The 23,966-nt window shown below is 37.6% G+C and carries 17 protein-coding genes and 1 pseudogene; 5 read left to right on the top strand and 13 right to left on the bottom strand.

The annotated features are described in order from the left end of the window. Positions 1-49 precede the first annotated feature (49 nt). Entirely contained in the window at positions 50-364 is a 315-nt protein-coding gene (locus ACFINE_RS00515) for an SH3 domain-containing protein (protein ID WP_375612971.1), read from the bottom strand. Positions 365-702: 338 nt separating this feature from the next. Here ACFINE_RS00515 and greA point away from each other — a divergent pair, with 338 nt between their 5' ends. Beyond that, positions 703-1,176, top strand: a complete 474-nt coding sequence (gene greA / locus ACFINE_RS00520; protein WP_007347010.1) for a transcription elongation factor GreA — start codon at positions 703-705, stop codon at positions 1,174-1,176. Positions 1,177-1,193: 17 nt separating this feature from the next. Beyond that, positions 1,194-2,252 carry a glycosyltransferase family 4 protein gene (locus ACFINE_RS00525; protein WP_375620703.1) on the top strand — a complete coding sequence of 353 codons (1,059 nt, stop codon included), beginning with the start codon at positions 1,194-1,196 and terminating at the stop codon, positions 2,250-2,252. Between the two features lie 1,222 nt (positions 2,253-3,474). Here ACFINE_RS00525 and ACFINE_RS00530 read toward each other — a convergent pair. Continuing rightward, entirely contained in the window at positions 3,475-4,869 is a 1,395-nt protein-coding gene (locus tag ACFINE_RS00530) for a TrkH family potassium uptake protein (protein WP_375620704.1), read from the bottom strand. A gap of 310 nt (positions 4,870-5,179) precedes the next feature. On the opposite strand from ACFINE_RS00530, the gene trxB reads away from it, so the two are divergent. Together trxB and ACFINE_RS00540 are read left to right on the top strand one after the other, a co-directional pair. Beyond that, on the top strand, positions 5,180-6,136 hold the full coding sequence (gene trxB, locus ACFINE_RS00535) for a thioredoxin-disulfide reductase (protein ID WP_375620705.1): 957 nt from the start codon (positions 5,180-5,182) through the stop codon (positions 6,134-6,136). Positions 6,137-6,178: 42 nt separating this feature from the next. After that, entirely contained in the window at positions 6,179-7,084 is a 906-nt protein-coding gene (locus ACFINE_RS00540) for a LysR family transcriptional regulator (protein ID WP_273791217.1), read from the top strand. 1,157 nt (positions 7,085-8,241) lie between these two features. Here ACFINE_RS00540 and ACFINE_RS00545 read toward each other — a convergent pair. From ACFINE_RS00545 to ACFINE_RS00560, 4 genes and pseudogenes are all read right to left on the bottom strand, one after another. Next, positions 8,242-9,444: a pyridoxal phosphate-dependent aminotransferase gene (locus ACFINE_RS00545; protein WP_375620706.1), complete on the bottom strand. Its 1,203-nt coding sequence runs from the start codon at positions 9,442-9,444 to the stop codon at positions 8,242-8,244. Positions 9,445-9,765: 321 nt separating this feature from the next. Continuing rightward, positions 9,766-9,975 (bottom strand): cold-shock protein, encoded by a 210-nt coding sequence (locus ACFINE_RS00550; RefSeq protein WP_012754908.1) that lies wholly within the window; start codon positions 9,973-9,975, stop codon positions 9,766-9,768. A gap of 247 nt (positions 9,976-10,222) precedes the next feature. Then, entirely contained in the window at positions 10,223-13,708 is a 3,486-nt protein-coding gene (carB, locus tag ACFINE_RS00555) for a carbamoyl-phosphate synthase large subunit (RefSeq protein WP_375611195.1), read from the bottom strand. 257 nt (positions 13,709-13,965) lie between these two features. Further along, positions 13,966-14,064: pseudogene (locus ACFINE_RS00560) on the bottom strand (integrase); the annotation flags it as partial. A 455-nt stretch (positions 14,065-14,519) separates the two neighbouring features. On the opposite strand from ACFINE_RS00560, the gene ACFINE_RS00565 reads away from it, so the two are divergent. Beyond that, positions 14,520-15,044 (top strand): methylated-DNA--[protein]-cysteine S-methyltransferase, encoded by a 525-nt coding sequence (locus ACFINE_RS00565; RefSeq protein WP_375620707.1) that lies wholly within the window; start codon positions 14,520-14,522, stop codon positions 15,042-15,044. Here ACFINE_RS00565 and ACFINE_RS00570 read toward each other — a convergent pair. From ACFINE_RS00570 to thiS, 7 genes are all read right to left on the bottom strand, one after another. After that, entirely contained in the window at positions 15,041-17,362 is a 2,322-nt protein-coding gene (locus ACFINE_RS00570; RefSeq protein WP_375620708.1) for an ATP-binding protein, read from the bottom strand. The genes ACFINE_RS00565 and ACFINE_RS00570 overlap by 4 nt on opposite strands. 286 nt (positions 17,363-17,648) lie before the next feature. Beyond that, positions 17,649-20,276, bottom strand: coding sequence for an aminopeptidase N (gene pepN, locus ACFINE_RS00575; RefSeq protein WP_375612964.1), 2,628 nt, complete (start codon positions 20,274-20,276; stop codon positions 17,649-17,651). 73 nt (positions 20,277-20,349) lie between these two features. Continuing rightward, complete coding sequence (locus tag ACFINE_RS00580; protein WP_273791211.1) at positions 20,350-21,189, bottom strand: uracil-DNA glycosylase family protein; 840 nt, start codon at positions 21,187-21,189, stop codon at positions 20,350-20,352. A 448-nt stretch (positions 21,190-21,637) separates the two neighbouring features. After that, positions 21,638-22,396 (bottom strand): hydroxymethylpyrimidine/phosphomethylpyrimidine kinase, encoded by a 759-nt coding sequence (locus tag ACFINE_RS00585; RefSeq protein ID WP_375620807.1) that lies wholly within the window; start codon positions 22,394-22,396, stop codon positions 21,638-21,640. Continuing rightward, the gene (locus tag ACFINE_RS00590) at positions 22,387-22,992 is read right to left on the bottom strand and encodes a thiamine phosphate synthase (RefSeq protein ID WP_375611199.1); all 606 of its coding nucleotides are present in this window, start codon (positions 22,990-22,992) and stop codon (positions 22,387-22,389) included. Before ACFINE_RS00590 ends, ACFINE_RS00585 begins: the two co-directional genes overlap by 10 nt. Beyond that, the gene (locus tag ACFINE_RS00595; RefSeq protein ID WP_375611200.1) at positions 22,989-23,762 is read right to left on the bottom strand and encodes a thiazole synthase; all 774 of its coding nucleotides are present in this window, start codon (positions 23,760-23,762) and stop codon (positions 22,989-22,991) included. The genes ACFINE_RS00590 and ACFINE_RS00595 overlap by 4 nt, the downstream gene beginning before the upstream one ends. 4 nt (positions 23,763-23,766) lie before the next feature. Continuing rightward, positions 23,767-23,964 carry a sulfur carrier protein ThiS gene (gene thiS, locus ACFINE_RS00600; RefSeq protein ID WP_273791115.1) on the bottom strand — a complete coding sequence of 66 codons (198 nt, stop codon included), beginning with the start codon at positions 23,962-23,964 and terminating at the stop codon, positions 23,767-23,769. Between the last annotated feature and the right edge of the window lie 2 nt (positions 23,965-23,966).

Consider the following 23,966-nt stretch of genomic DNA (forward strand, 5'->3'; position numbering starts at 1 on the left):
TGCATTTTTGCCATGATGATATTCAAGAGGGCATAAGTTATTATGGCTGTTATGGAGAATAATCGGTACGTTTGGGCATTAAAGACATTGTATATGTGTGATAAAGATCATTTCCATCTTTAAATGAAAGATAACGAGATGACACCCAACCTATTTGAGTGTTATATCGGATATGGCACCAATTTCCTTCACAGTTTTTAACAAAAACTAATTCTCCAGCAGAGATTAAGCCGCAAAGTGCATACTGAGTGCTGGGACCTGTTCTAAAATTAAGATTTCTCGTAACAAAAGCATCTGCTGCCTCTGATATTGTTGTGGCTAAAAAGAAAGAGCCAAACATAAAAAAAATGACGATTTTTTTCATTTTTCTGTAAAGAATTTCTTTAGAGATTTTCTATCCTTCTCTCTTCATATCCCATATAATTTCTTTTACTAGATTATGATAAAACAGAAAAAAATACAATTCTTTCTTCTTTAGGACACTTTAAAGAGAAGAGTGAAGTTTAACGTTTTAAACACCAAAATGAGATGTTTTAATCACTATTTGTGCATGTTTTGTTTCCTTTATTTATTTTTGTATGGAAAACAGTGATACTGTACTATATAATAAAAAAGATCGTAGTTTTCGGATTCCAAAAGTAATTTTGGAAGCCGTTTTTTGTATTTTTATTAAACCTTCCGTGTAATAGAAAGGGACGGATTATGGAAAAAGTTCCGATGACTACAGCTGGTTTTGAGAGTCTTAAAGAAGAGTTGCGTTGGCGTCAACAACAGGAGCGTCCGCGAATTATTGAAGCAATTTCTGAGGCGCGTGCGCATGGTGATTTATCTGAAAATGCTGAGTATCATGCAGCTAAAGAAGCGCAAAGTCATAATGAGGGGCGTATAAATGAGCTTGAAGATTATATCGCACGAGCAGAAGTTATAGATGTCTCGCGTCTTTCAGGTGACAAAATAAAATTTGGTGCAACCATTAAACTCTTGGATGAGGATACTGAGGAAAAAAAAGTGTATCAGATCGTAGGAGATCAAGAAGCTGATGTAAAGGTTGGAAAAATCTCTATTTCTTCGCCTATCGCACGTGCACTCATTGGCAAGCAAGAGGGTGATGTGATTGAGGTGAATGCACCAGGTGGTGCGCATAATTACGAGATCATTAAGGTTCAGTACATCTAAATAACATATGGATTATTATGCGTGTATCTTTGGACGAGACTGAGATTATTGCGCCTCACTTGAAAAGGCGTTTATCGGGAGTAACATCTACGATTATTCAGCTTATTCCACTGCAACGCGAACAGGGTGTACGTATATCCACTTTTGGGTTTGGATTACCACAAAGTTTACCGGCTCTTGCCTTTAGGGACCTTTTCGGACTTTGGAAAAGTCCGAAAGGGAAGCCATTTCGTATTTGGCATGCACGACGCAATATTGAGATGCTTTGCGGGGTGTTTTTACGCGATGTTTTGCGAATGAAGCTTAAACTCATCTTTACTTCGGCATCTCGACGCGAACACAAGCCTTTTACCAAATGGTTGCTTCGTCGTATGGATAAAGTTATCGCTACTAGCGTATGTACGGGAACCTATCTAGAAGTGCCTCATAAGGTTATTATGCATGGAGTGGATATTAGGCGTTTTTCACCCCCAAAAATTCCTGATGATTACTTTCCAGCAACTGGGGTGCCAGGAAAATATGCGGTAGGATGTTTTGGGCGCGTGCGCTATTTAAAGGGTACTGATTTGTTTGTGGACGCGATGATAGCATTATTGCCTGACTATCCCGAATGGACAGCACTTATCGCTGGTCGGACTACAGAACAGCATTATGGTTTTGAAAAGAAATTACGACAGAAGATTGCTGAAGCTGGTTTAAACGACCGCATTATTTTTCTTGGTGAAAGGCTTGATATACCTGTGTGGTATCGCCGTTTATCACTTTATGTAACTCCTTCTCGTTTGGAAGGTTTTGGTCTGACACCATTGGAGGCAATGGCATCACAGACGGCTGTAGTGGCGAGTGATGTAGGAATTTTTAAAGAATTGGTGGTCGAGGGAACAGGAACGGTTGTTCAAGCAGGAGATGGAGCGGCTTTAACAGCAGCAATTGAACCTTATTTTGCTGATGTAGAAAAAACATTGGCAGCCGGAAAGAAAGCTTTAACCCATGTTCGTACTCACTTTCCTTTGGAAAAAGAGGCAAGCAAGATTGGAAGTGTTTACAAAGAACTGTTTGCAGAAAAAACACTTTGATTATTATATCAAAAATCTTTTTGAGGAATGATAAAAGTATTTTCCTTAAAGGTTTTTCATAGTCATCAAGAAAACAGCTCAATGATATAAATGTTATTTTACAAAATTTATATTGTCTTTAGTAGCACGCTATAAAAAGTTCTCAAAATTTTGGATAAAAGATTAAAAATGTATACGCTTGAGAGCGATATGTAGTTTATGATAAAGCATACTAGGAGATAAGAAAGCTACTTTTATTCATTGATATTTTAGAATAAGAAAATAATGCTTTAACTCAAGTCTGGGGATTTATGCACTATCTTATACGGGGTTGTGCTGATATTGTTCGTTTTGTAAGACTTAAATAGATAGCAAAAAAAACGTTTTCTTGTCTTAAAAAGATAATGATGGTATCTTCATGGATAAAATAGTCGTACATATTTTCAATAAATTCATAATAAGATGGATTTAAGATCAATATATATATATATATATATATATGATTTTTATAAATAAATTACCTTTTCAATTTAAATAAGAGCTTTGAGTACCGTAAGATTTTCTTATGTAAAATCTGTTGATATTAACAATGAGAGCTATCTTCTTGTACATCACAATTGGAAGAAGGCATGTGGTGGATAAAAACTATTGAAGACAGGGTGTAAAGAGATTTCTTATAAATTGTCTGAAATGCAGGCTGTTACGACATTAATAGAAAGAAAATAATATGGTGGTACTAATTTATATCTTATTTTTTTGTACCGACTTGCACCTTATTGTTATTTAAGTAAAAATGATGGTGCCCATTTTATATCTTTCATGAGGACTGTCGTGAAATGAGGGTGATGAGTATTGTGAGATGTTTTTTACAAGTTTGTGAGTTCATAATATAATAGCATTTTATTTTCTATAAGGGTGTAACTCTATTAAAAAGAAAAAACACTTTTATCAGTAAATATTCATATTTTTGCATGAGAGATTATTCGTAAAAAAGAATGTTCTATGCGTCCACTTTATTTGATAAAGAAGATCAATAAAGGGAAGTTTTATATGTCATGGCTTTGAGAGTATCGGTATTTGATTGTTTTTGTTGAATTATTTTTATATCATTGATATGATGTTTTGTATGAAATTTTAGGAAATCTTCAGTAGATTGGGTGAGGAGTGAATATTATGACGCATACTGTTCTCGCCTTTTTATCTTGTCAATTTTTTATCATGGTAGAATAAAATACTCTCTGCATTAGAATTGTTCACGCCAGAAAGCGGGAATAAAAAGGACGAATATTGTTATGATTTCAAGGCGTCCAGCTAACATTAGAAAACTTAAAATCCATAAAGCATGATCGTTGATTGTAGAGAAATTACCAGTGGGGCCAATAATATCTCCAAAGCCTGGACCAACATTTGAAAGTGCAGTTAAGACCCCGGTAAAGGCAGAGGTAAAGTCAAGACCGGTTGTAAGCAAAAGTGCAGTGCCGATAACAAGGCAAAACATATAAAGACAGACAAAAAACAAAACGGCTTGAGCAACGTCATTTGATATATTTGAGTGATCGTAGCGCGCTTTTACAACGACATTAGGAGAAAGAAGTTTTTCTATATTTGTTTGTGTAATACGCCAAAGAATAATGAGGCGATTGATTTTCATACCACCAGAAGTAGAACCAGCACATCCGCCTGTAAAAGAAACAATGAAGAAAACTCCAAGCGCAAACGGTCCCCAAAGTTGATAATCTTCAGCGCTGTAACCGGTGGTGCTAATAATGGATGAAAGGTGAAAAATGACATCAAGAAAAATCAAGTGGAACGCGCGATGATCATAAAACCGTAGCCATGCCGCTAAAGCAAAGCTGAAAAGGAGAACGATATGGAGAAAAACAATCACTTGTGGGTCAAGGAAGCGTTTAGAGTGTCCAGGAAGGACTAATTTAACATAAAGTACGAAAGGTAAAGCAGAAAGCAACATGAAGATTGTTGAAATAATTAAGATGGCTGGTGTATCAGAAAAATAGCCAAAAGAAGCATCATGCGTTGAAAAACCAGCTGTTGCTACTGTACTCATTGCATGGTTAATGGCATCAAATAAATTCATGCCTGCAGCAAAATAAGAAAGCATACAAGCCAATGTTAACCCAACATAAGCGATGATAATTCCGTTAGCAATTTGGTTGATGCGAGGCAATATTTTTTCAGATTTATCAGATGATTCCATATGAAAAAGTCGCACGCCACCCACACGCAGTGAAGGCAAAATTAAGAGGGCTAAACCGATAAAACCAATGCCCCCAATCCAGCATATAAGAGAACGCCATAATAAAATACTTCGCGATAAATTATCAAGATCAGAAAGGACTGTGGAGCCTGTTGTTGTAATTCCAGAAACAGATTCAAAAATGGCTCCTGCTAGAGAAATGGGAAGAGGAGAAAGATAAAGAGGTAAGGCACCTACGATGCTTCCTGTAAGCCAAAGACAAACAGTGAGCATAAAGCCAAGTCGTGCTGAAAAGCGACAAGTAGCTCCCTTAGTTGCTAAAAGAATCAGCGTTGCTAACATGGTGGTTATGGCACAAGAATAGAGAAAGCTTATCCAATTACGATTGTTGTCGTGCAAATCCACAAAAATTGGCAAAAGCATTGCTCCTCCCATGATTAAGGCAAAACGTGCACAGACATTGATAATAAATTGAAAAATGATCGTTCCCTATCTTTGTATCTCTTTTTATTATGGTTTTGTGCTCATAAGAAGTTACATTTTTCTCTTTATAGGATAAGGATTAATTCTTAACATTAGCGTGCCTTGATGAATTAGTAATCAGACCTTTTCATAAAACTTGAAAAGAAGTATACATAACATAATTAGGGCTCTTGAAAAATATTTTTTTAAAAGGCTGCATTCCGTTATCATTTATAGAATAATTAATTTATAATAAAGTGAAGGGGATTTAATGGTACAATCGCATATTCGTCTGCTGATTATTGGCTCAGGTCCGGCTGGTTATACAGCGGCGATCTATGCAGCAAGAGCAATGCTTAAGCCTGTTTTGGTGACGGGCTTGCAGCAGGGGGGACAATTGACAATTACAACTGATGTTGAGAATTATCCAGGTTTTGCAGATCCCATTCAAGGACCATGGTTGATGGAACAAATGGCAAAACAAGCTGAGAATATGGGGACAAAAATTGTTTATGATACAATTATAAAGGCTGATTTGTTGAAGTATCCTTTTGTCTTATATGGGGATTCAGGAACACAATATTCTTGTGATGCACTGATTATTGCAACAGGAGCTCAAGCGCGCTGGCTTGGTTTAGAAAGTGAACAGACCTTTATGGGCGGAGGTGTTTCCGCTTGTGCTACATGTGATGGCTTTTTTTATCGTGATAAGGACGTTATTGTCGTGGGAGGAGGAAATACGGCTGTTGAAGAAGCACTTTATTTATCGCATTTGGCTAAGAGTGTAAGCGTGGTTCACAGGCGGGGGCAGTTTCGGGCAGAAAAAATTTTGCAAGATAGGTTGCTGGCTTGTAATAATGTGCGTGTTCTTTGGGATCATGTGGTTGAAGAAATTGTGGGGCTGCCAGCTCAAGATTCAATGGGCGCTGTTGTAACAGGGGCACGTCTGAAAAATGTTAAGACAGGTCACGAGATGAAAGTTAATGCAGAGGGCATATTTATTGCCATTGGGCATGATCCTGCTGTTTCTCTGTTTGAAGGACAGCTGAAACAAAAACGAGGCGGCTATTTATGGACAGCACCCAACTCAACAGCAACAAGCATTGCTGGTGTTTTTGCTGCTGGGGATGTGACAGATGAAACATTCCGCCAAGCTGTAACAGCTGCGGGAAGAGGATGTATGGCAGCGTTGGAAGCAGAACGGTTTTTGGATATACCCAGGCGTTAGTCACTCATTGAGAACATAGAGAATATAGAGGTAGAATTAATTGTGGCGCCACCGTTGGATTGGGATAAGTTAAGGGTTTTTCACGCTGCAGCAGAAGCGGGATCTTTTACGCATGCTGCTCAAAAACTTCATTTATCTCAATCAGCCGTTTCACGACAGGTTTCGGCTTTAGAACAAGAGGTTGGGGTATCCTTATTTCAACGTCATGCGCGTGGTTTGATTCTTACAGAACAGGGAGAAACTCTTTATCGTACAGCTCATGATGTTTTGATGAAGCTTGAAAGTGTGCGTTTGCAATTAAGTGAAAGCTATGCAAAACCAACGGGGCACTTGCGTGTGACCTCGACCTTTGGAATGGGGGCAGGGTGGATTGCAGAGCGTATGCCAGAATTTCTTAGTCTTTATCCTGATATGCAGGTTCAGCTTTTGCTTTCCGATGAAGAGCTTGATTTGACAATGTGTCATGCGGATTGTGCTGTTCGCTTACATCAACCCAAACAACCTGATCTTATACAAAGAAAACTCTTTACAATTCATATGCATGTTTATGCTTCGGAAAAGTATATTGCAAATTATGGAAAGCCGGAAAAATTGTCTGATCTCGATGAGCATCGTATTATTTCGTTCGGTGAACCTGTTCCACCTTATTTGTCTGGTTTAAATTGGTTGGAAAAGGCTGGTAGAAGTGATGGATCATTGCGCGTTTCAGTTTTACAAATCAACAATATCATCTCAATAAAGAATGCGCTTATGCGTGATCTTGGGATTGCTGTGCTTCCTGATTATATCGTCAATAATGATGAGCATTTAGTGCGTCTTTTTCCTGATATGGTTGATATTCCCTCTTTTGATACTTTTTTTTGTTATCCTTATAATTTAAAGAATTTGGCAAGGTTAAATGCTTTTCGAGATTATATTTTTTTAAAAGCTCGCCAGTGGTCTTTTTAATATTAATATCTTAATTTATAAGGAATAATTAGCTGTTTTGCAACTTGAGACTCCCGTAATATTCTTTCGTTTCAAATTTGCCTATATTGAATCAATTAAAATTATTTGTTGCACATTAAAAGTGGAGGGAGTCCGTACGGGTAAATATTTTTGAAAAGAGGGATAAATGTTTTTTTACAAATGCTAGCAAACATGAGAGCTATTATATATTGAAAAATGGACAATCGTGTGATGGTGTAGTTAACATTTTTACTATTTAATTAAAGAGAGTGGTACATGATGGAGACAAATTTAAAGCTATGTGTTTATTGCATAGCAGATACGCTTAAGTCTTTATTGTGCTTTTCCTTATAAAATGACATAGAGTACTATCTCTTGATTATGTTGCCTCCCAGTTTCGTTTTCTTGAGTGTTCCCTTACGAAGATCTATCAGATTGATTTTATCTCTGAGGATCTTCCAAATTTGCCGGACATATGTCCGGCTTTTTTTTAATTTTTGAAAGAGTCCCTAGAAATTGCAATATATGGGAAGATGATAAAGAAAAAATTTCGAAACTGGTGGATATCCAAAAATTTTTTAAGAATACTAAAATTCAATGAGGAGTTTGAGAGGGGGTATTCTATTGTACTGTAAAAGTCTGTCTTTTAGGGGCGTGATATAAAATATTTAAAACCTTATACATGAAGTGCTTTTTATTAGAATGTGAGGTGAATATTTAAGGCAGGTCTTGTTCATAAAGCCTATGAAGTAAATCAAGTAGTTATTAAATAGAACTTAAAGGAAATTGGATTGCTTACACAACGATGGGAGGTGGCTTCTTCTTCGTTTTAGGACGAAGAAGAAGCTGAGAAATAGAAGAGATTTTATTGTAAGGGCCTTTGATTATAAGGGCAATTGTGTTTAAAAGTGCTCGGTCTTTTTTAGAGTTATAAATTGAATGGAGAAAGTAGAATAGGCGTGTCATATCTTATGATAATAGACCGATTCATTTATTTGATAGCTAATTTTTTTTGATCTTTATCTACAGCATCTATTTTTGTGTTTATTCATAGATATTTTTGCTGAATCGATAGATTTAGTGACACAGTTTCAGATATTTTCTCGGATATACTAACATTCGGCAAAAAACAATCACAAGAGATGATATTAAAAATTTTAAATTAAACTGTTGCAAAAACGCTGTATACGTATACAAGCTTTTTCAAGTAATTCTTCTGATGTTGCATAAGAAATACGAAAAGTTGATCCAAGTCCAAAAGCAGATCCTTGGACGACAGCAACAGCTTCTGTTTCTAGAAGCGCTATGGCAAAGTCTTCATCATTCGTAATACGTTGACCATTGGGTGTTTTCTTTCCAATAAGTCCGGTGCAAGAAGGATAAACATAAAAAGCACCCTCAGGCGTTGGACAGTAAATGCCAGGAGCTTGATTTAGCATGGAGACAACGAGATCACGGCGTGCTTGAAAAATACTTTTATTTTTAGCAATAAAGTCTTGTGGTCCGTTGAGTGCTTCAACCGCAGCCCATTGTGAAATGACACTTGTTCCAGATGTTTGCTGTCCTTGAATGGTATCCATGGCTTTAATTAATTCTTGTGGTCCGCCTGCATAACCGATTCTCCATCCCGTCATCGCATAGGCTTTAGAAACACCATTCATTGTGAGTGTACGCTCATAAAGCGCTGGTTCTACTTGAGCTGGAGTCACAAAGGTAAAACCCTCATATGTGAGATGTTCATATATATCATCGGAAAGGATATAAACATGAGGATATTTTACTAAAACATCTGTAAGTTTTTTCAATTCATTATGTGTATAAGCGGCACCTGATGGATTTGAAGGAGAGTTAAAGATGAACCATTTGGTTTTGGGGGTAATGGCAGCTTCTAGCTTTTGTGGTTGGAGTTTATAAGAAAATTCGGCTTTTGTTTCTAAAAAGACAGGCGTACCATCGTTGAGTGCGACCATTTCTGGATAACTAACCCAATAAGGGGATGGAATGATGACCTCATCTCCTTTATTCAAAGTTGCCATGAATGCATTAAAGAGAATTTGTTTTCCACCGGTACCAACAATAATTTGTTCTGGTTGGTAAAGAAGGTTATTTTCTCTTTTAAACTTTGCAGAAATTGCTTGGCGCAATTCTGGAATTCCAGATATGGGAGGGTATTTTGTTTCTCCCCTTCGAATAGCTTCAATAGCCGCGTTTTTGATGTTGTCTGGGGTATCAAAGTCTGGCTCTCCAGCACTTAAAGCAATAACATTTCGCCCTAATGCTTTTAAATGACGGGCCTTTTGAGAAGCAGCAATTGTTGCAGAAGGTTTGATACGAGACAGTTTGTCGGCAATAAAAGCCATAATTTTAAATCCTTATATTATATCAACAAATGGTTATTGCTTTAAGGATATTCTATAAGAGATTATATTGTATGCAATAAAAAACTTCCAAAATACTCTTACACGGGCTTTATATTCTTCTTTTTTGAGATCTTTTACAAGATAATCTCTTCGTAGATTTTATGAAAGTTTTTGAGGAAGTATAAGAGAGGTTTGATAAATTGTGCAAAGGAGATAAGCAGTCTTTTATTTTAACAAGGTAAAATAATGCTTTATACAAAATAAAAAATCTTCGTCTTTACAGACGAAGATTTCTAAATAAAATATTGCAGAATTTAAACTTTAAAGTGCTGCAAGGTTACCAGCGGCAAATTTTCCTGAACGACGATCTTGAAGAACATCATAAGAGATTTTTTGCCCTTCATTAAGACTGTTTAGACCTGAACGCTCGACGGCAGAAATGTGTACAAATACATCTGCACTACCATCGCTAGGCTGAATGAATCCGAAACCTTTTGTTGTATTAAACCACTTAACTGTTCCTGTAGACATAGGAAACTCCTTAGAATATATAATTATATTGAGCATTGAAGCTTTCATTTCTTCAATACGGTTGTAGATCGAAATTAGGTGGGAGAAGTTTCGCCGAAAGTGCAGATTGCACAGGAAAGAAAGTCACGTAACCGAAAATTCGATGAAACCTCTATAAAAGTTTTTAGAACAAAAAGCAAGTCTTAATCAATTTTTATATAAAGAAAAAATAAGAAAACAGTGTACATTTTGCTAAGTAGAAAAAAATTCAACTAAAATAACTTTGTAGTGAACGTACCTCAAGGTGCCTTTTTTTGAGTGCTTTGATCGCTTCTACGACGGCTTCGGCTCCAGCTATTGTTGTATAATAGGGAACATTTTGCATGAGTGCTGCATAACGTAATGATTTTGAGTCTGAGATGGCACTGGCAGTGCTAGTTGTATTAAAAATTAATTGAATTTGGCGATTACGAATAGCGTCTTCAATATGGGGATGTCCCTCTAGAACTTTGTTGATTTTTTTTGCTTCAACGTGGTGTTCGGTGAGAAATTTTTGTGTTCCACTTGTGGCGACAACAGAAAAGCCAAGCTCAGTTAAACGTTTTACAGGATTTAAGATGCGTTTTTTATCTTCATCCCTTACAGAAACGAACAAAGTTCCCTCTTTAGGGAGTTTTACACCAGCTCCAAGTTGGGCTTTAGCAAAAGCAAGCGAAAATTCATAGTCAAGTCCCATAACTTCACCGGTTGAGCGCATTTCTGGACCAAGAAGTGTATCAACACCTGAAAAACGAGCAAAAGGAAATACTGCTTCCTTGACGGCAATATGTTGTTTTTTTTGCAAAGAAGGTAATCCACCATAAGCTTGAAGAGCATCATGAAGCGTTTCTCCTGCCATAATACGTGCAGCCATTTTAGCAATAGGGCGACCAATCGTTTTTGCAACAAATGGGACAGTACGTGAAGCACGGGGATTGACTTCTAAGACATAAATGGTGTCATCTTTTATAGCATATTGTACATTCATTAAGCCGCGAACATGAAGTGCTTGTGCTAATGCTTTGGTTTGGCGCTCTAATTCAGTAACTATTTTATTTGAGAGCGTATGGACTGGTAGAGAACATGCTGAATCACCAGAGTGGATACCAGCTTCTTCAATATGTTCCATAATACCAACGATTAGTGTTTCTTTGCCATCACATAAACAATCGACGTCTACTTCAATTGCTTCTGTTAAATAGGTATCAAAGAGAAGCGGATTTTTACCAAGCAATATATTGATTTGTCCTGTTGTGTCGTTAGGATAACGGACTTTGATATCTTCTGAAATTAATTCGGGGACACTCTCAAGTAAATAATTTTGTAAGCTACGTTCATCACGGATAATTTGCATAGCACGTCCTCCTAAAACATAAGAGGGACGTACAACCAAGGGGAAGCCTAGTTCGTGGGCAATGAGGCGCGCTTGTTCAATGGAGTGGGCAATACCATTTTGAGGTTGTGTTAAATTAAGTTTAAATAACAGTTTTTGAAAGCGATCTCTATCTTCTGCTAAGTCGATAGCGTCAGGTGAAGTACCTAGGATGGGGATGTTGTGTTTTTCTAGAGCGCTTGCCAATTTCAAGGGTGTTTGTCCGCCAAATTGGACGATGACTCCAACCAAATCTCCTTTTTCCTGTTCTGCTTCTAAAATAGCGATAACGTCTTCTGTTGTTAAAGATTCAAAGTAAAGGCGATCAGAGGTATCATAGTCGGTTGAAACTGTTTCAGGATTACAGTTAATCATAATCGCTTCAAATCCTGCATCACGCAGTGCAAAAGCAGCGTGGCAGCAACAGTAATCAAATTCAATACCTTGCCCAATGCGGTTTGGTCCACCGCCTAAAATAGCAATTTTTTTGCGTTCAGAAACGTGTGCTTCCGAGTGCTCTACACCTGCAAAGGGAACTTCATATGTTGAATACATATAGGCTGTAGGAGAAGAAAATTCAGCGGCACAAGTATCAATCCGTTTGAAGACGTGTTTAACATTCAGTGATTTGCGTAAAGCTGCGATATAATCGGGTTCTTTCCCTGTAAGGGAGGCTAATCGCGCATCTGAAAAGCCCATAGCTTTTAACATACGTAAGTTATCTGCGTCTTGGGGTAATCCATGAATGCGGATACGCTGCTCCATTTCAATGATGGAGGCTATTTGTTCTAAAAACCACGGATCAATTTTGCTAATTTGGTGAATCTCGTTTAAGGGTAAGCCTGTGCGCATGGCTTGAGCAATATAGCGTAGACGATCAGGGCTTGGTATGGCAATGGCGGAGCGTATAGAACTTTTTTCATCACCTTCAGCATGCTCTGGAATCACAATTTCATCAAGACCTGTAAGCCCTGTTTCAAGTCCACGGAGTGCTTTTTGTAACGATTCTTGAAAAGTACGTCCAATTGCCATGACTTCTCCTACAGATTTCATCGCAGTTGTGAGGACGGGTGATGAACCGGGAAATTTTTCAAACGCAAAACGAGGAATTTTTGTCACAATATAGTCAATAGAAGGTTCAAATGATGCTGGTGTTGCACCACCCGTGATATCATTTTTTAATTCATCAAGAGTATAACCAACAGCCAGTTTAGCCGCTACTTTAGCAATGGGAAACCCCGTTGCTTTTGAGGCAAGCGCTGAAGAGCGAGAAACACGCGGATTCATTTCAATAACAATGAGGCGCCCATTTTCAGGATTGACAGCAAACTGTACATTGGATCCCCCCGTTTCAACACCAATTTCACGCAAAACAGCAATCGAGGCATTGCGCATACATTGATATTCTTTATCGGTTAAGGTGAGAGCAGGTGCTACAGTGATCGAATCACCGGTATGAATCCCCATCGGATCAATGTTTTCAATAGAACAAACGATGATACAATTGTCGTTCTTATCACGAACAACTTCCATCTCATATTCTTTCCACCCTAAAACACTTTCTTCAATTAATACTTCTGTTGTTGGTGAAGCTTCAAGCCCACGTTCAATAATTTCATAGAATTCAGAGCGGTTATAAGCGATTCCACCACCAGTTCCACCAAGGGTGAATGAAGGACGAATAATAGCTGGAAGCCCAACAACATCAAGAGCTTGAACTGCTTTTGCTGTTGCATGAGCGATATAATGTTGTTTGCGATCAGCTTCGGTATGTCGCCAGTTGCGCTCAAGTTCTTCGAGTGCTTTGTCAAGCGCAGCACCAGAAAGCTTTGCTTTAAGTTCAGCACACGTTTTTGCGTGTTGTTGGCGATTTTCTTCTTTCAGTTCTGTTGCATTGGCTAACATAGAGCGTGGCGTTTCCAAACCGATTTTTGCCATCGCTTGGCGGAATAAAGCACGATCTTCAGCTTTATCAATAGCATCAGCATTGGCTCCTATCATTTCAACATGATAGCGGTCTAAAATACCCATACGCTTTAATGATAAAGCAGTATTGAGGGCTGTTTGTCCTCCCATAGTGGGTAAAAGGGCATCGGGACGCTCGTGGGCAATAATTTTGGCAACTATTTCAGGAGTAATGGGCTCTATATAAGTTGCATCAGCTAGATCTGGATCTGTCATAATCGTGGCAGGATTAGAATTTACCAAAATAATTCGGTAACCTTCTTCTTTTAATGCTTTACAGGCTTGAGTGCCTGAATAATCAAATTCACATGCCTGACCAATGATAATAGGTCCTGCTCCGATGATAAGAATAGATTTTATATCTGTGCGTTTGGGCATGACTTTTTCCTATGACAAATATCTATGTGCGATTGTTGCGGGCAAAATATTTCAGTTCTGAGGCTACAATCATTTTATAAGTTAAGTGACAAAGAAAGTAAGCATTAAAATACCTTTTCCATGCTTTTTTTCATAAAATTGAAGATAAATTTCCTTTTTGAGTTGAGTCATCTCGTCAGTCTATCAAAAGTATGACCTTTGATAAAAAAATAATAACAGTGCTCTAACAAATTAGAATATTCAAGCATACGTGGAGCATAAAAAGCCGGAACATCTTTCCAATCCATTGCCGGTATATTTTGTGTTTTATGACATTTTTTGCCTAAGAGAGCACGCGCTTTTTCTATTGCTTGTAAAACATAAGCCATTATTTATGGTTCAATGGGATTTCGTAAAATGAAGTGGAAAGCTTATCGTGTTGTTCTGTAAAATACTGCCGTTTAGAGCTGTGATATAAGGTATGAAAATTTACCACATTAAGGTATTTTTTGTTAGTATATGATAAAATTCAGGACAAGATTTGTCTGTAGAGAGCTTATGAAATAAACTATATCAAATGGTTTCAGTTGGAATCTGTTAGATAAATAGCAAGATTGTTGATAAATCAGCTCTGGTCGAAGTTTCTGTTTTAGGGTAGGGAACGTCAATCTATAGATGTGTCCGTTTCATAAAAGGATGAGAGTGTATTTTAATACAATGGCTAAGGAGATCATTTCAGAATGATTTTATTTGTTTTTAAAAGAGAGTGAATACTCTCCTTTTACTTTATGGATGATGTTCAAGACTTATTTAAAATATAAAGAAGGCTAAAATGCTGAACATTTCCCAAACAAGAGTATTCTGTTTGAAAGATGTATCAATAGGGAAACTTTTGGTGGCTAGGTCTCAAAAAGGGATTTGTCATATAGCGTTAGGAGATACTATAGAGCAATTATTACAGGAGTTTACGATACGCTTTGGTGATGCACAACAAGTTGTAGGTGATAATACATTTAAGAGAGAAGTTGCCCATATTATAGCCATGATAGAAACACCTAAGCTGGTAAAAAAATATAATTTTCCCTTAGATATAAATGGTACAGTTTTTCAACGACAAGTATGGGCAGTATTATGTGATATACCATGTGGTGAAACAATTTCCTATGAGATCTTAGCGTGCCGTATTGGTATGCCGAAAGCTTTTCGTGCCGTTGCTAATGCCTGTGCACGTAACGAATTGGCTGTTATCATTCCTTGTCATCGTGTTGTGCGTAAAAATGGTTTTATTTCAGGGTATCGTTGGGGGGACAAACGGAAACAGATTTTACTACAACGAGAACAAAATGGAGAAATTTAACTTTGTGTGATGGGCATTATAATTGTTACAGTTGTTCCTTTCATTTCTTTTGAAGTAATTTCAAGTTTTCCTTTGTGGAGTTCTAGCAAGGAGCGTGAAATGGCTAATCCAAGACCTGAGCCTGTATGAGACTTAGTAAGCTGATTTTCAACTTGTTCAAAAGGTTGCCCAAGTTTTTTAATTGCTGATTGGGGAATACCGACACCTGTATCTGTAATTTTAAAAATAAGGTTATTTTTTTTCTTGAAAGCGCAGACATCAATATTTCCGCCAGAAGGCGTAAATTTAACGGCATTAGAGATGAGATTAAGGAAAATCTGTTTCATTGCACGACCATCAACTTCAGCATGAAGTTCTGGGGTAATGTTTGTTGTAACAACAATATTTTTTTCTTGAGCTTGAGGCGTTAGTGTTCGTACTGCTTCACTAATGATGGGCTCAAGATCGGTATTTTTACAATCAAGCGTAAATCTTCCTGCTTCGATTTTTGACATATCAAGAATGTCATTGATAAGGGTTAGAAGATGGGTTCCTGAATTGTAAATATCATGCATATATTCCTTATAGCGTTGTGAGCCAAGAGGGCCAAAAGTTGATTGCAACATGATGTCTGAAAAACCAAGAATAGCATTCAGAGGCGTGCGCAATTCATGAGACATATTGGCTAAAAATTCTGATTTAGCCTTATTAGCACTTTCGGCGCGTTCTTTTTCTGCTTTCAAACTTTTATTAAGTTTTTCAACTTCTGTTGCGCGTTGTTGAGCACTCCCTCGCGCGCGCTTGAGTTCTTGAATGAAAGAGAAAAGACGCCTTTCACTGTCTTCAAATTTTTCCTGTTGTTGTTTAAGCTCAGAAATGTCAGTACCAATACAAACCAATCCTCCATCTTGGGTTCGTCGTTCGTTAATTTTGAGCCAACAACCATCTGCCGTTTGGCGAATACTGGTTAAGTTACCAGTACCATCATCTTTAAGGGGATATTCACTGAGTGCAGGGCGTGCCATGGCTTCGACGGTTGCACGTTGGATACCTGATTGGAGAATTTGTTTAGGAATAGCGGCATATTCGCAAAATTTGCTGTTGGACATGACTAAACGTCCTTCAGCATCCCACAAGACGAAAGATTCTGAAATGTTTTCAATCGCATCACGGATACGAAGGTCGGCTTGCGCTGTTTGTTCAGCCAATTGTTGCTGTTCACTAATATCGAAGGAAATACCAACCAAATGGGGTTCTTCTTCTTCAGTAACTTCGGCACGAATGCGCATCCATACATAATGACCATCAGCATGACGCATAGGAACGTTAATATCGATATGCTTTTTTTTACCGCTCATTAATTCCTGAGCAAGGTCAAAAAAATTCGCATCATTTGGATTGATAATGGCGCTAATTTGGGAAATTGAGAGCAATGCATCTTGAGGGACATAGCCGAGCATTTCGTACATTGCTCGTGACCAGTAGACGCGTCCACTTGCCATATTCCAATCCCATAGTCCACAGCGTCCACGCATCATTGCCATATCAATACGGTTTTGAATTTTTTCTGAAACAAGATCTGTTTTGCGTGCTCGTACAATTTGGTTGTAATAAGCATAAAGAAGAGCAAGGATAACGCCACTAGTTCCAATGAACATGGTTATATTTAACGAGAGAGCTTTCCGCCATTCCATGTAAATATGTTGCATTTTTTCACTGATGAATACCCCATATTGTCCATTTTCTGTTTGCTGAAAGGAAGCGAGAGCAGGAATATCTTTTCCTATTGTAATTTTCATGATTCCAGCATGTTTTCCTAGAGCTTGTAAAGTAATGCTTTCAGAGGTAAAATTCTGTAAGGGTTTTCCTAAGACAATCTCGGAACTTGATGAAGCTAGGACATTGCCTTTTTGATCGACAATAGCAATAACAGCGCTGGTTTTTATAAAACCTTTGTTACGAAAATTAGTCAGGATATTTTGTAAATGATTATGAGAAAGAGCAGCAGCTTTTCCTTGTCGAGTGGCGGCAAGTAAGTCACGGTCGATTGTATTGGTAATATGAGAAGCTAAGAGAGCGATGGTAGAATGCGTGTTTTTATCAATTGTGTTGCGCCAATCATAGATTGATAGGAAACGGATTGCTGCTAGTATAACAAGAAATGCAAGAATTACAAATGGGAGTGAACGTCGCAGCCAAGGTTCAATAAAAAGAAGTTTTTTATAGGCAGAACCAGAAAACAGATTGGTACGCTCTGTCCGCTCCTTGCGACTTTGAGCGCTTGATTTTGAATCAGCATACACCTCCCTTGGCGCATTATATGCGTCCAATTTAGCCATCTCGCGTTCCTTTAATTCTGGAATAATGTGATTTAAAAACTGCTTCGATATTCATAGTAACCCCATCGAGTGCAATGAATCAAAACAGGAGTCTTCTGTCCAGTCTTTTTTTAAAAAAAAATAATTTTACTTTTATGATTTTGGAATATGAAAAGAAAAAAGTACTTTAAACGTGATCTATAAACAGGCTTAGATTGCCTGTTTATAGATTTAATGATGATCGAATAGTTTATAGAATTTATTTTAAAAAATATTATAGCATATTGATTTAAAATAATTTTTTGTTTCAAGTAAGCAGACGGTTGATGATATCAGCAACATCGCTTGATAATTTTGGCGCAGCAGCAATCATTTTTAATTCAGTTTCAAGTTTTTGTTGTCGAATAGGTTCTAATTGTCGCCAAGAGCGCATCATTGTTAATAATCGTGAAGCAAGCTGTGGATTTTTTTTGTCAATTTCCAAAATAACTTGGCAAAGAAAATGATAAGATGCTCCATCCATCCTGTTAAAGCCCGTGAGATTGTTAGAGGCAAAAACACCGATTAGAGAACGTACACGATTAGGATTATCTTGTGAAAACAGCGGATGTTGCATGAGCTTTTGAACATTCTCGAGTGTTGATGTGCCAGCAACCATTGCTTGAATAGAAAACCATTTATCCATGACCAAAGGGTCATTCTGATAGCTGTTTTCAAAATCATTTAAGGCATTTTGTGCCTGCTCACTTTCATTAAAACGCTTCACGAGAACAGCGATACTCGCCATACGGTCAGTCATATTATCAGCTGTTGCATACTGTATAGCAGCTCGATTTGGATTGGCTTCAGCAATGGAAAGGTAATCCAGTATGATATTCTTTAATGCTCGCTTTCCAGCTTGTGCAGTGTTTGGTGAATAGGGCTCTTGGGTTTGCATTTGTCCATAGAATTTTGTTAAGAGCTCTTGATGAGTTTGTGCAAGTGAAACTAAAAACTGATTGCGGACATAATGAATACGATCTGGGTCAATATTTTTACCGATTGTATGAGCAAGCTCAACTTCACTAGGTAAATTTAAACAGAAGGCACGAAATTCAGGCTCTAAGGTTTCATCTGTTATAATCGTTTCAATCAGCTTTAGCAAAGCAGAAGGAAGTGTTGCTTTTTCTTGTGTTTTATCTTGAATGCTTTGAATCAAAGCTTGCGTCATTAAATGATTAAGAGATTGCCAGCGATTGATGTGATTGTCATCATGTTGTGCAAGAAAAATAAGTTCTCTTTCATTGAATGGAGTGTGTAGAATGATTGGTGCTGAAAAGTCTCGCAGCAGTGATAAAACGGGTTTTTCACGCAGTCCCTTTAATGTAAAGGTTTGGCTTTCCTTGGATAAAAGCATAACATCTGATTGAATATCTGTATCTGCTTCATAGGTGAGGTTTTCTCCATTAGGTCCTAGGAGTCCAAAAGCGATAGGGATAAACATGGGCTTTTTTGTTTTTTGTTGTGGGGTAACGGGAATATGTTGCTTTGCATGAATTGTTAAAACACCATCGCTATAATGACTATCGATTTCTACATTGGGTGTTCCTGCCTGTTCATACCATAGCATGAATTGGGAGAAGTCTTGACCAGACACTTCAGCAAAACAGGTAATAAAATCTTCAATTGTACAAGCTTGTCCATCATGACGTTGAAAATAAAGATCAGTGCCTTTACGAAAAAGAGTAGGACCTAAAATAGTCCGTATCATGCGAACAACTTCAGCACCTTTTTCATAAACAGTTGTTGTGTAAAAATTATTAATTTGGCTATATTGACGAGGACGCACAGGATGCGCAAGAGGTCCTGCATCTTCTGCAAATTGCGTTGCTTTTAATGCTTTTACATTTTCAATTCGCTGTAGGCTGCGTACATTTTGATCTGATGAAAATTCCTGATCACGATAAACAGTGAATCCTTCTTTTAAACAGAGTTGAAACCAATCGCGACAGGTAACACGATTACCGCTCCAATTATGGAAATATTCATGTGCAATGACACGTTCAACATTTCTATAATCCTGATCGGTTGCTGTTTCAGGATCGACAAGAACATATTTATCATTAAAAACGTTAAGGCCTTTGTTTTCCATTGCTCCCATATTAAAGTCGGAAACAGCAACAATATTGAAAACATCAAGATCATATTCGCGCCCAAAACATTGTTCATCCCAACGCATGGAACGTTTAAGAGCATCCATTGCATAGGTTGCGCGTTCGGTTTTTCCTTTTTCTACATAGATACCAAGCTCGATACGTCGTCCAGATACAGTTGTAAAATGGTCTTCTAACTTATCAAGATCTCCACCTACTAAAGCAAAGAGATAAGATGGTTTGGGATAAGGATCTTCCCAAATGGCAAAATGGCGATTATTTTCTAAAGTTCCTGTTTCCACCAGATTACCATTTGAAAGCAAGATTGGGATTGTTTGGGTATCTGCTTCAATTTTCACTCTATAGGTAGAAAGAACATCTGGGCGGTCGTAAAAATAAGTAATACGACGAAAACCTTCCGATTCGCATTGTGAGCAATAAACACCATTTGAAAGGTAAAGCCCCATAAGTTGGCGGTTGCTTTCAGGATTCAGTTCTGTAACCAATTTCAATGTAAAAGGAGCCGTTGGTGGCGTTGTAATTTCTAAACGTGAAGGCGTCACTTTATAAGTGTTTGGAGCTAATATCTCATCATTAATAGAAACGGAAATTAAAGTAAGATCATCACCAGAAAGAATAAGAGGTGTTAATTCTTTTGTATCGTGACGGGATTCAATAGACAATATGGCTGTAACATAGGTTTTTGTCGGTGCCAATTGGAAAGAAAGTTGTGTTTTAGGGATAACATAAGGGGTTGGTTGGTAGTCTTCCAAACGATAAATAGATGTTATTGGCTGTTTCATAGTTTTTTCCCATTTGTATTTTAAGAGTTAAAGAAGGGTGTGTTAATTTTAGAAGCAAGATAGGATTAAAGAATTACAAAAGGCTGTCGAGGCGATTTTTTACTTCTAAGAAGTCTATCCATGTAAGCTTCTTTTGACTAGGGGTTCTAAGAAGGTAAGCTGGGTGGAAAGTTGGCATAACAGGTATTTTTATATTATCCTCGCTTTCATAGATATGCCATTTCCCTCTTGTTCGGATAATCCCATTTTGAGATCCAGTAAGAAACTGTGCAGCAACACCTCCCAGAGCTATAAGAACACGAGGACGCGCTAAATAAATGTGCCGTTCAATAAAAGGGCGGCACAAGGCAACTTCTCTTGGTGTTGGTGTACGATTTCCTGGCGGACGCCAAGGAATAGTGTTGGCAATGTAAACATTATTTCTTGTTAAGCCAATTGATGCGAGGATTTTATTAAGCAACATCCCGGCTTTTCCCACAAAAGGAATTCCTTGTATATCCTCGTCTCGTCCTGGTGCTTCGCCTATAAGCATCAGGGGGCTTCCTGCTGTTCCATCTGAAAAACAGGTATTTTTTGCTGTCAATTTTAATGAACAGCCATTAAATGCAAGGAGAGCAGATTTTAATTCATCAAGTGTCTTTGCACTTTTTGCACTCTCTATAGCTGTGGATTCATTTTGTATAGTCCTAGAGTTATGCAGCTGATGATGATCTAATTTTACGGTTGGAGATGTTTTGGGAGATGCTTGTTGATTATGAGAAATGTTCACGACAGATATTAATTTTCTCTCTGAACAAGCAGACTGCTTAAAACGATCAATAGGGAAATCCGTCAGAACGGCATCCGCACCACTTTCTTTATAAAAGTTTAAGAGTTCTTCATAGGAAATTGAGCACGGCGTTTGATTTAACATTTTACTTTTTCTAATGATCTAGCGATTATAGATCAAACAAAATTATCCTTCAAGTTTTATTAAATGTATTCGCTAGCCATTAATGTATAAGAACGCTGATAGGATTCTCTCTTTTCACAAAAAAGGCAAATCGTAAAATGCGAATGTTCGCGATTATATACATCTTTAAATGTACAATTTGTTTAAATTGCGCTATTTCAACTTTTTAAACAGACTAAACGCATTCATAATAAAAGATTTTTTTACTGAATGCAAGTGGTGTTATAATATTTGTTATCATTATATTCTATATTTAATACTTAATGAAAGTGAATTTTGTAGTATTTTATTTATAAGATTAATTATAAATTTTATATTATTATATTTTTTTAATAACTTTTATTAAAAAAATTAAATATATTAATTGAAATATATAAATATTACTTTTATATAAGAAAATACTAAGACGTTATAAACTATTTTTACAATGGGTTAAAAGCAATGTGTGGATATATGCTTTTGCTTTTTTTACAGCTGAAATGAGAGGTTCATTTAATGCTAAATGCGCTGCAATAGCGCTTGAGAGAATGCAACCTGTTCCTCGCATTGTTCCTTTTAAACGTGGAGTAGAGATATTTATGACTTCAGTTTTGTCAATGAAGCTATCAATTGCAAGAGGACCTTCTGCATGTCCCCCCTTTACTAAAATAGAGCGAGCTCCCAATGACAAAAGTTTTTTTGCTTGTTGTATTGCTTGCTTATCATGAGATGCCAATGGACTGTGGCTAAGAAGAGCGAGTTCTTCTCTATTCGGTGTTAAAAGATCAACATGAGGAAGCAGTTTATCGATCATCGTGTCGATGATTGTTTCCGTTATTAGTTTTCCTCCTGATGAAGCGACAAGTACAGGGTCCAAAATAACTGGAACATGGGGATAGTCTTTGAGTACGTTACAGATTGCTGCTATAATTGCTTTTGTCCCCGTCATACCGATTTTTATTGCGCTTATTGGATTTGCTTCTAGGGCAGCACGCATTTGCGCAGCGACGAGGTCTCCACGCATTGGAATGATTTCGACAACGCGATTATCATCTTGTACGTTAACACAACTAATTGCTAAATTTGCTTTTATTTGAAAATGTGCAGAGGTTTCTATATCACGAACAATACCAGCACCTCCTGTTGGATCAGTGCCCGCAACAATAAGAATAGAAGGTATCAACGCCATGTTTGTGTCACTTTTATCCACTGCTGTACACGCTCTTCTGGTTTTTTATGGAGGATAATATCAGTCACAACAGCAGCACTATTTGCTCCTGCTTTTAAAACACCCACTGCGCGTTCTGGTGTTAAACCACCAATACCCACCAAAGGTAAAGCACCAATCCGCTTTCTCCATTGTTTGATTTTTTCTAGTCCTTGCGGCATCCATTTCATTTTTTTTAAGATTGTCGGATAAATAGGACCAAGTGCAATATACTCAGGATTAGCAGAGAGTGCGATATCCAATTCATGTTCATCATGTGTACTAAGACCAACTTTTATACCACTTTTACGAATTGCGTGAAGATCAGCATTGCTTAGGTCTTCTTGTCCCAGATGAATAAAATTACACTTTTCATCAATTGCTATTTCCCAATGATCATTAATAATTAATTGTGCTCCCAATTTATTGCATATGTTTTTTGCACGCTTAATATGTTGACGGATTATTTGTTGATTTTCATGTTTCATACGCAATTGTACGAGCTTGATACCAAGAGGAAGCAAACGTTCAATCCAATCAGCGTTATCAACGATGAGGTAAAATGGATCCAGTTTCATGAAAATACCGCTTTTCCAATGATTGGTGTTGAAGGGACTGCTACATTGCGTGCTTCGATCATGCCAGCTTTATATCCCATACGTCCTGCTTGAACAGCTTTAGAAAATGCTTCAGCCATCAAAACAGGATCAGCTGCTTTAGCAACTGCGGTATTAAGAAGGACCGCATCATAACCCAGTTCCATCGCAATGGCGGCATGTGATGGGCGTCCAATGCCGGCATCAATAACAAGAGTAGCATCAGGAAGGTAAGCACGGATAGAACGCAATCCATCAGTATTATGAGGTCCTTTGGCAGAACCAATAGGAGCACACCAAGGCATAATAACACGGCAACCAATGTCGAAAAGTTTTTCAGCAACAATGAGATCATCCGTTGTATAGGCAAAAATTTTGAAACCTTCATTGTTTAAAATTTGAGCAGCTTCGATTAAGGAAAAAATATTTGGCTGTAAGGTATCTGAATTACCGATAATTTCGAGTTTAATCCAAGCCGTTTTAAAAAGATCTCTTGCTAATTGGGCTGTGGTTACGGCCTCTTTAACAGTATAACAACCAGCAGTATTAGGAAGCACTGTTACCCCAAGTTCTTGAAGAAATTTCCAAAATTGTCCACCTTGTTTTCCACCTGCAGTTTCACGGCGCAAGGAAACAGTTACAATTTCCGTATTCGATTTATGAATAGCATCACGAAGGATTGCTGGTGAAGGATATTGCGCTGTACCTAATAGAAGACGGGAAGAGAATTGTCGTCCATAAAGATTCAGCATAATTTTAGCCTCCTTGCATTGGGCTTAAAATTTCAATTTTATCTCCTTCATGCAAGACAAATTGGCTTCGTGCATCTATGGGAACAACTTCAGCGTTAACAGCAGTTGCAAGCCAATTTCCTTCATATCCCAATTCTTCAAGCAAGAGACCGAGAGTCATAACTTCTGTTTGGACTGTTTCACCATTAACAAATATTTGCATGT

This window comes from Bartonella sp. AA97HXZ, assembly GCF_042196985.1.
Lineage (GTDB): Bacteria > Pseudomonadota > Alphaproteobacteria > Rhizobiales > Rhizobiaceae > Bartonella.

Excerpts from the sequence above, each read along its gene's own strand:
- ACFINE_RS00515 (WP_375612971.1), bottom strand. The coding sequence starts at position 364 with ATGAAAAAAATCGTCATTTTTTTTATGTTTGGCTCTTTCTTTTTAGCC.
- greA (WP_007347010.1), top strand. The coding sequence starts at position 703 with ATGGAAAAAGTTCCGATGACTACAGCTGGTTTTGAGAGTCTTAAAGAA.
- ACFINE_RS00525 (WP_375620703.1), top strand. The coding sequence starts at position 1,194 with ATGCGTGTATCTTTGGACGAGACTGAGATTATTGCGCCTCACTTGAAA.
- ACFINE_RS00530 (WP_375620704.1), bottom strand. The coding sequence starts at position 4,869 with ATGCTTTTGCCAATTTTTGTGGATTTGCACGACAACAATCGTAATTGG.
- trxB (WP_375620705.1), top strand. The coding sequence starts at position 5,180 with ATGGTACAATCGCATATTCGTCTGCTGATTATTGGCTCAGGTCCGGCT.
- ACFINE_RS00545 (WP_375620706.1), bottom strand. The coding sequence starts at position 9,444 with ATGGCTTTTATTGCCGACAAACTGTCTCGTATCAAACCTTCTGCAACA.
- ACFINE_RS00550 (WP_012754908.1), bottom strand. The coding sequence starts at position 9,975 with ATGTCTACAGGAACAGTTAAGTGGTTTAATACAACAAAAGGTTTCGGA.
- carB (WP_375611195.1), bottom strand. The coding sequence starts at position 13,708 with ATGCCCAAACGCACAGATATAAAATCTATTCTTATCATCGGAGCAGGA.
- ACFINE_RS00565 (WP_375620707.1), top strand. The coding sequence starts at position 14,520 with ATGCTGAACATTTCCCAAACAAGAGTATTCTGTTTGAAAGATGTATCA.
- ACFINE_RS00570 (WP_375620708.1), bottom strand. The coding sequence starts at position 17,362 with ATGGCTAAATTGGACGCATATAATGCGCCAAGGGAGGTGTATGCTGAT.
- pepN (WP_375612964.1), bottom strand. The coding sequence starts at position 20,276 with ATGAAACAGCCAATAACATCTATTTATCGTTTGGAAGACTACCAACCA.
- ACFINE_RS00580 (WP_273791211.1), bottom strand. The coding sequence starts at position 21,189 with ATGTTAAATCAAACGCCGTGCTCAATTTCCTATGAAGAACTCTTAAAC.
- ACFINE_RS00585 (WP_375620807.1), bottom strand. The coding sequence starts at position 22,396 with ATGGCGTTGATACCTTCTATTCTTATTGTTGCGGGCACTGATCCAACA.
- ACFINE_RS00590 (WP_375611199.1), bottom strand. The coding sequence starts at position 22,992 with ATGAAACTGGATCCATTTTACCTCATCGTTGATAACGCTGATTGGATT.
- ACFINE_RS00595 (WP_375611200.1), bottom strand. The coding sequence starts at position 23,762 with ATGCTGAATCTTTATGGACGACAATTCTCTTCCCGTCTTCTATTAGGT.
- thiS (WP_273791115.1), bottom strand. The coding sequence starts at position 23,964 with ATGCAAATATTTGTTAATGGTGAAACAGTCCAAACAGAAGTTATGACT.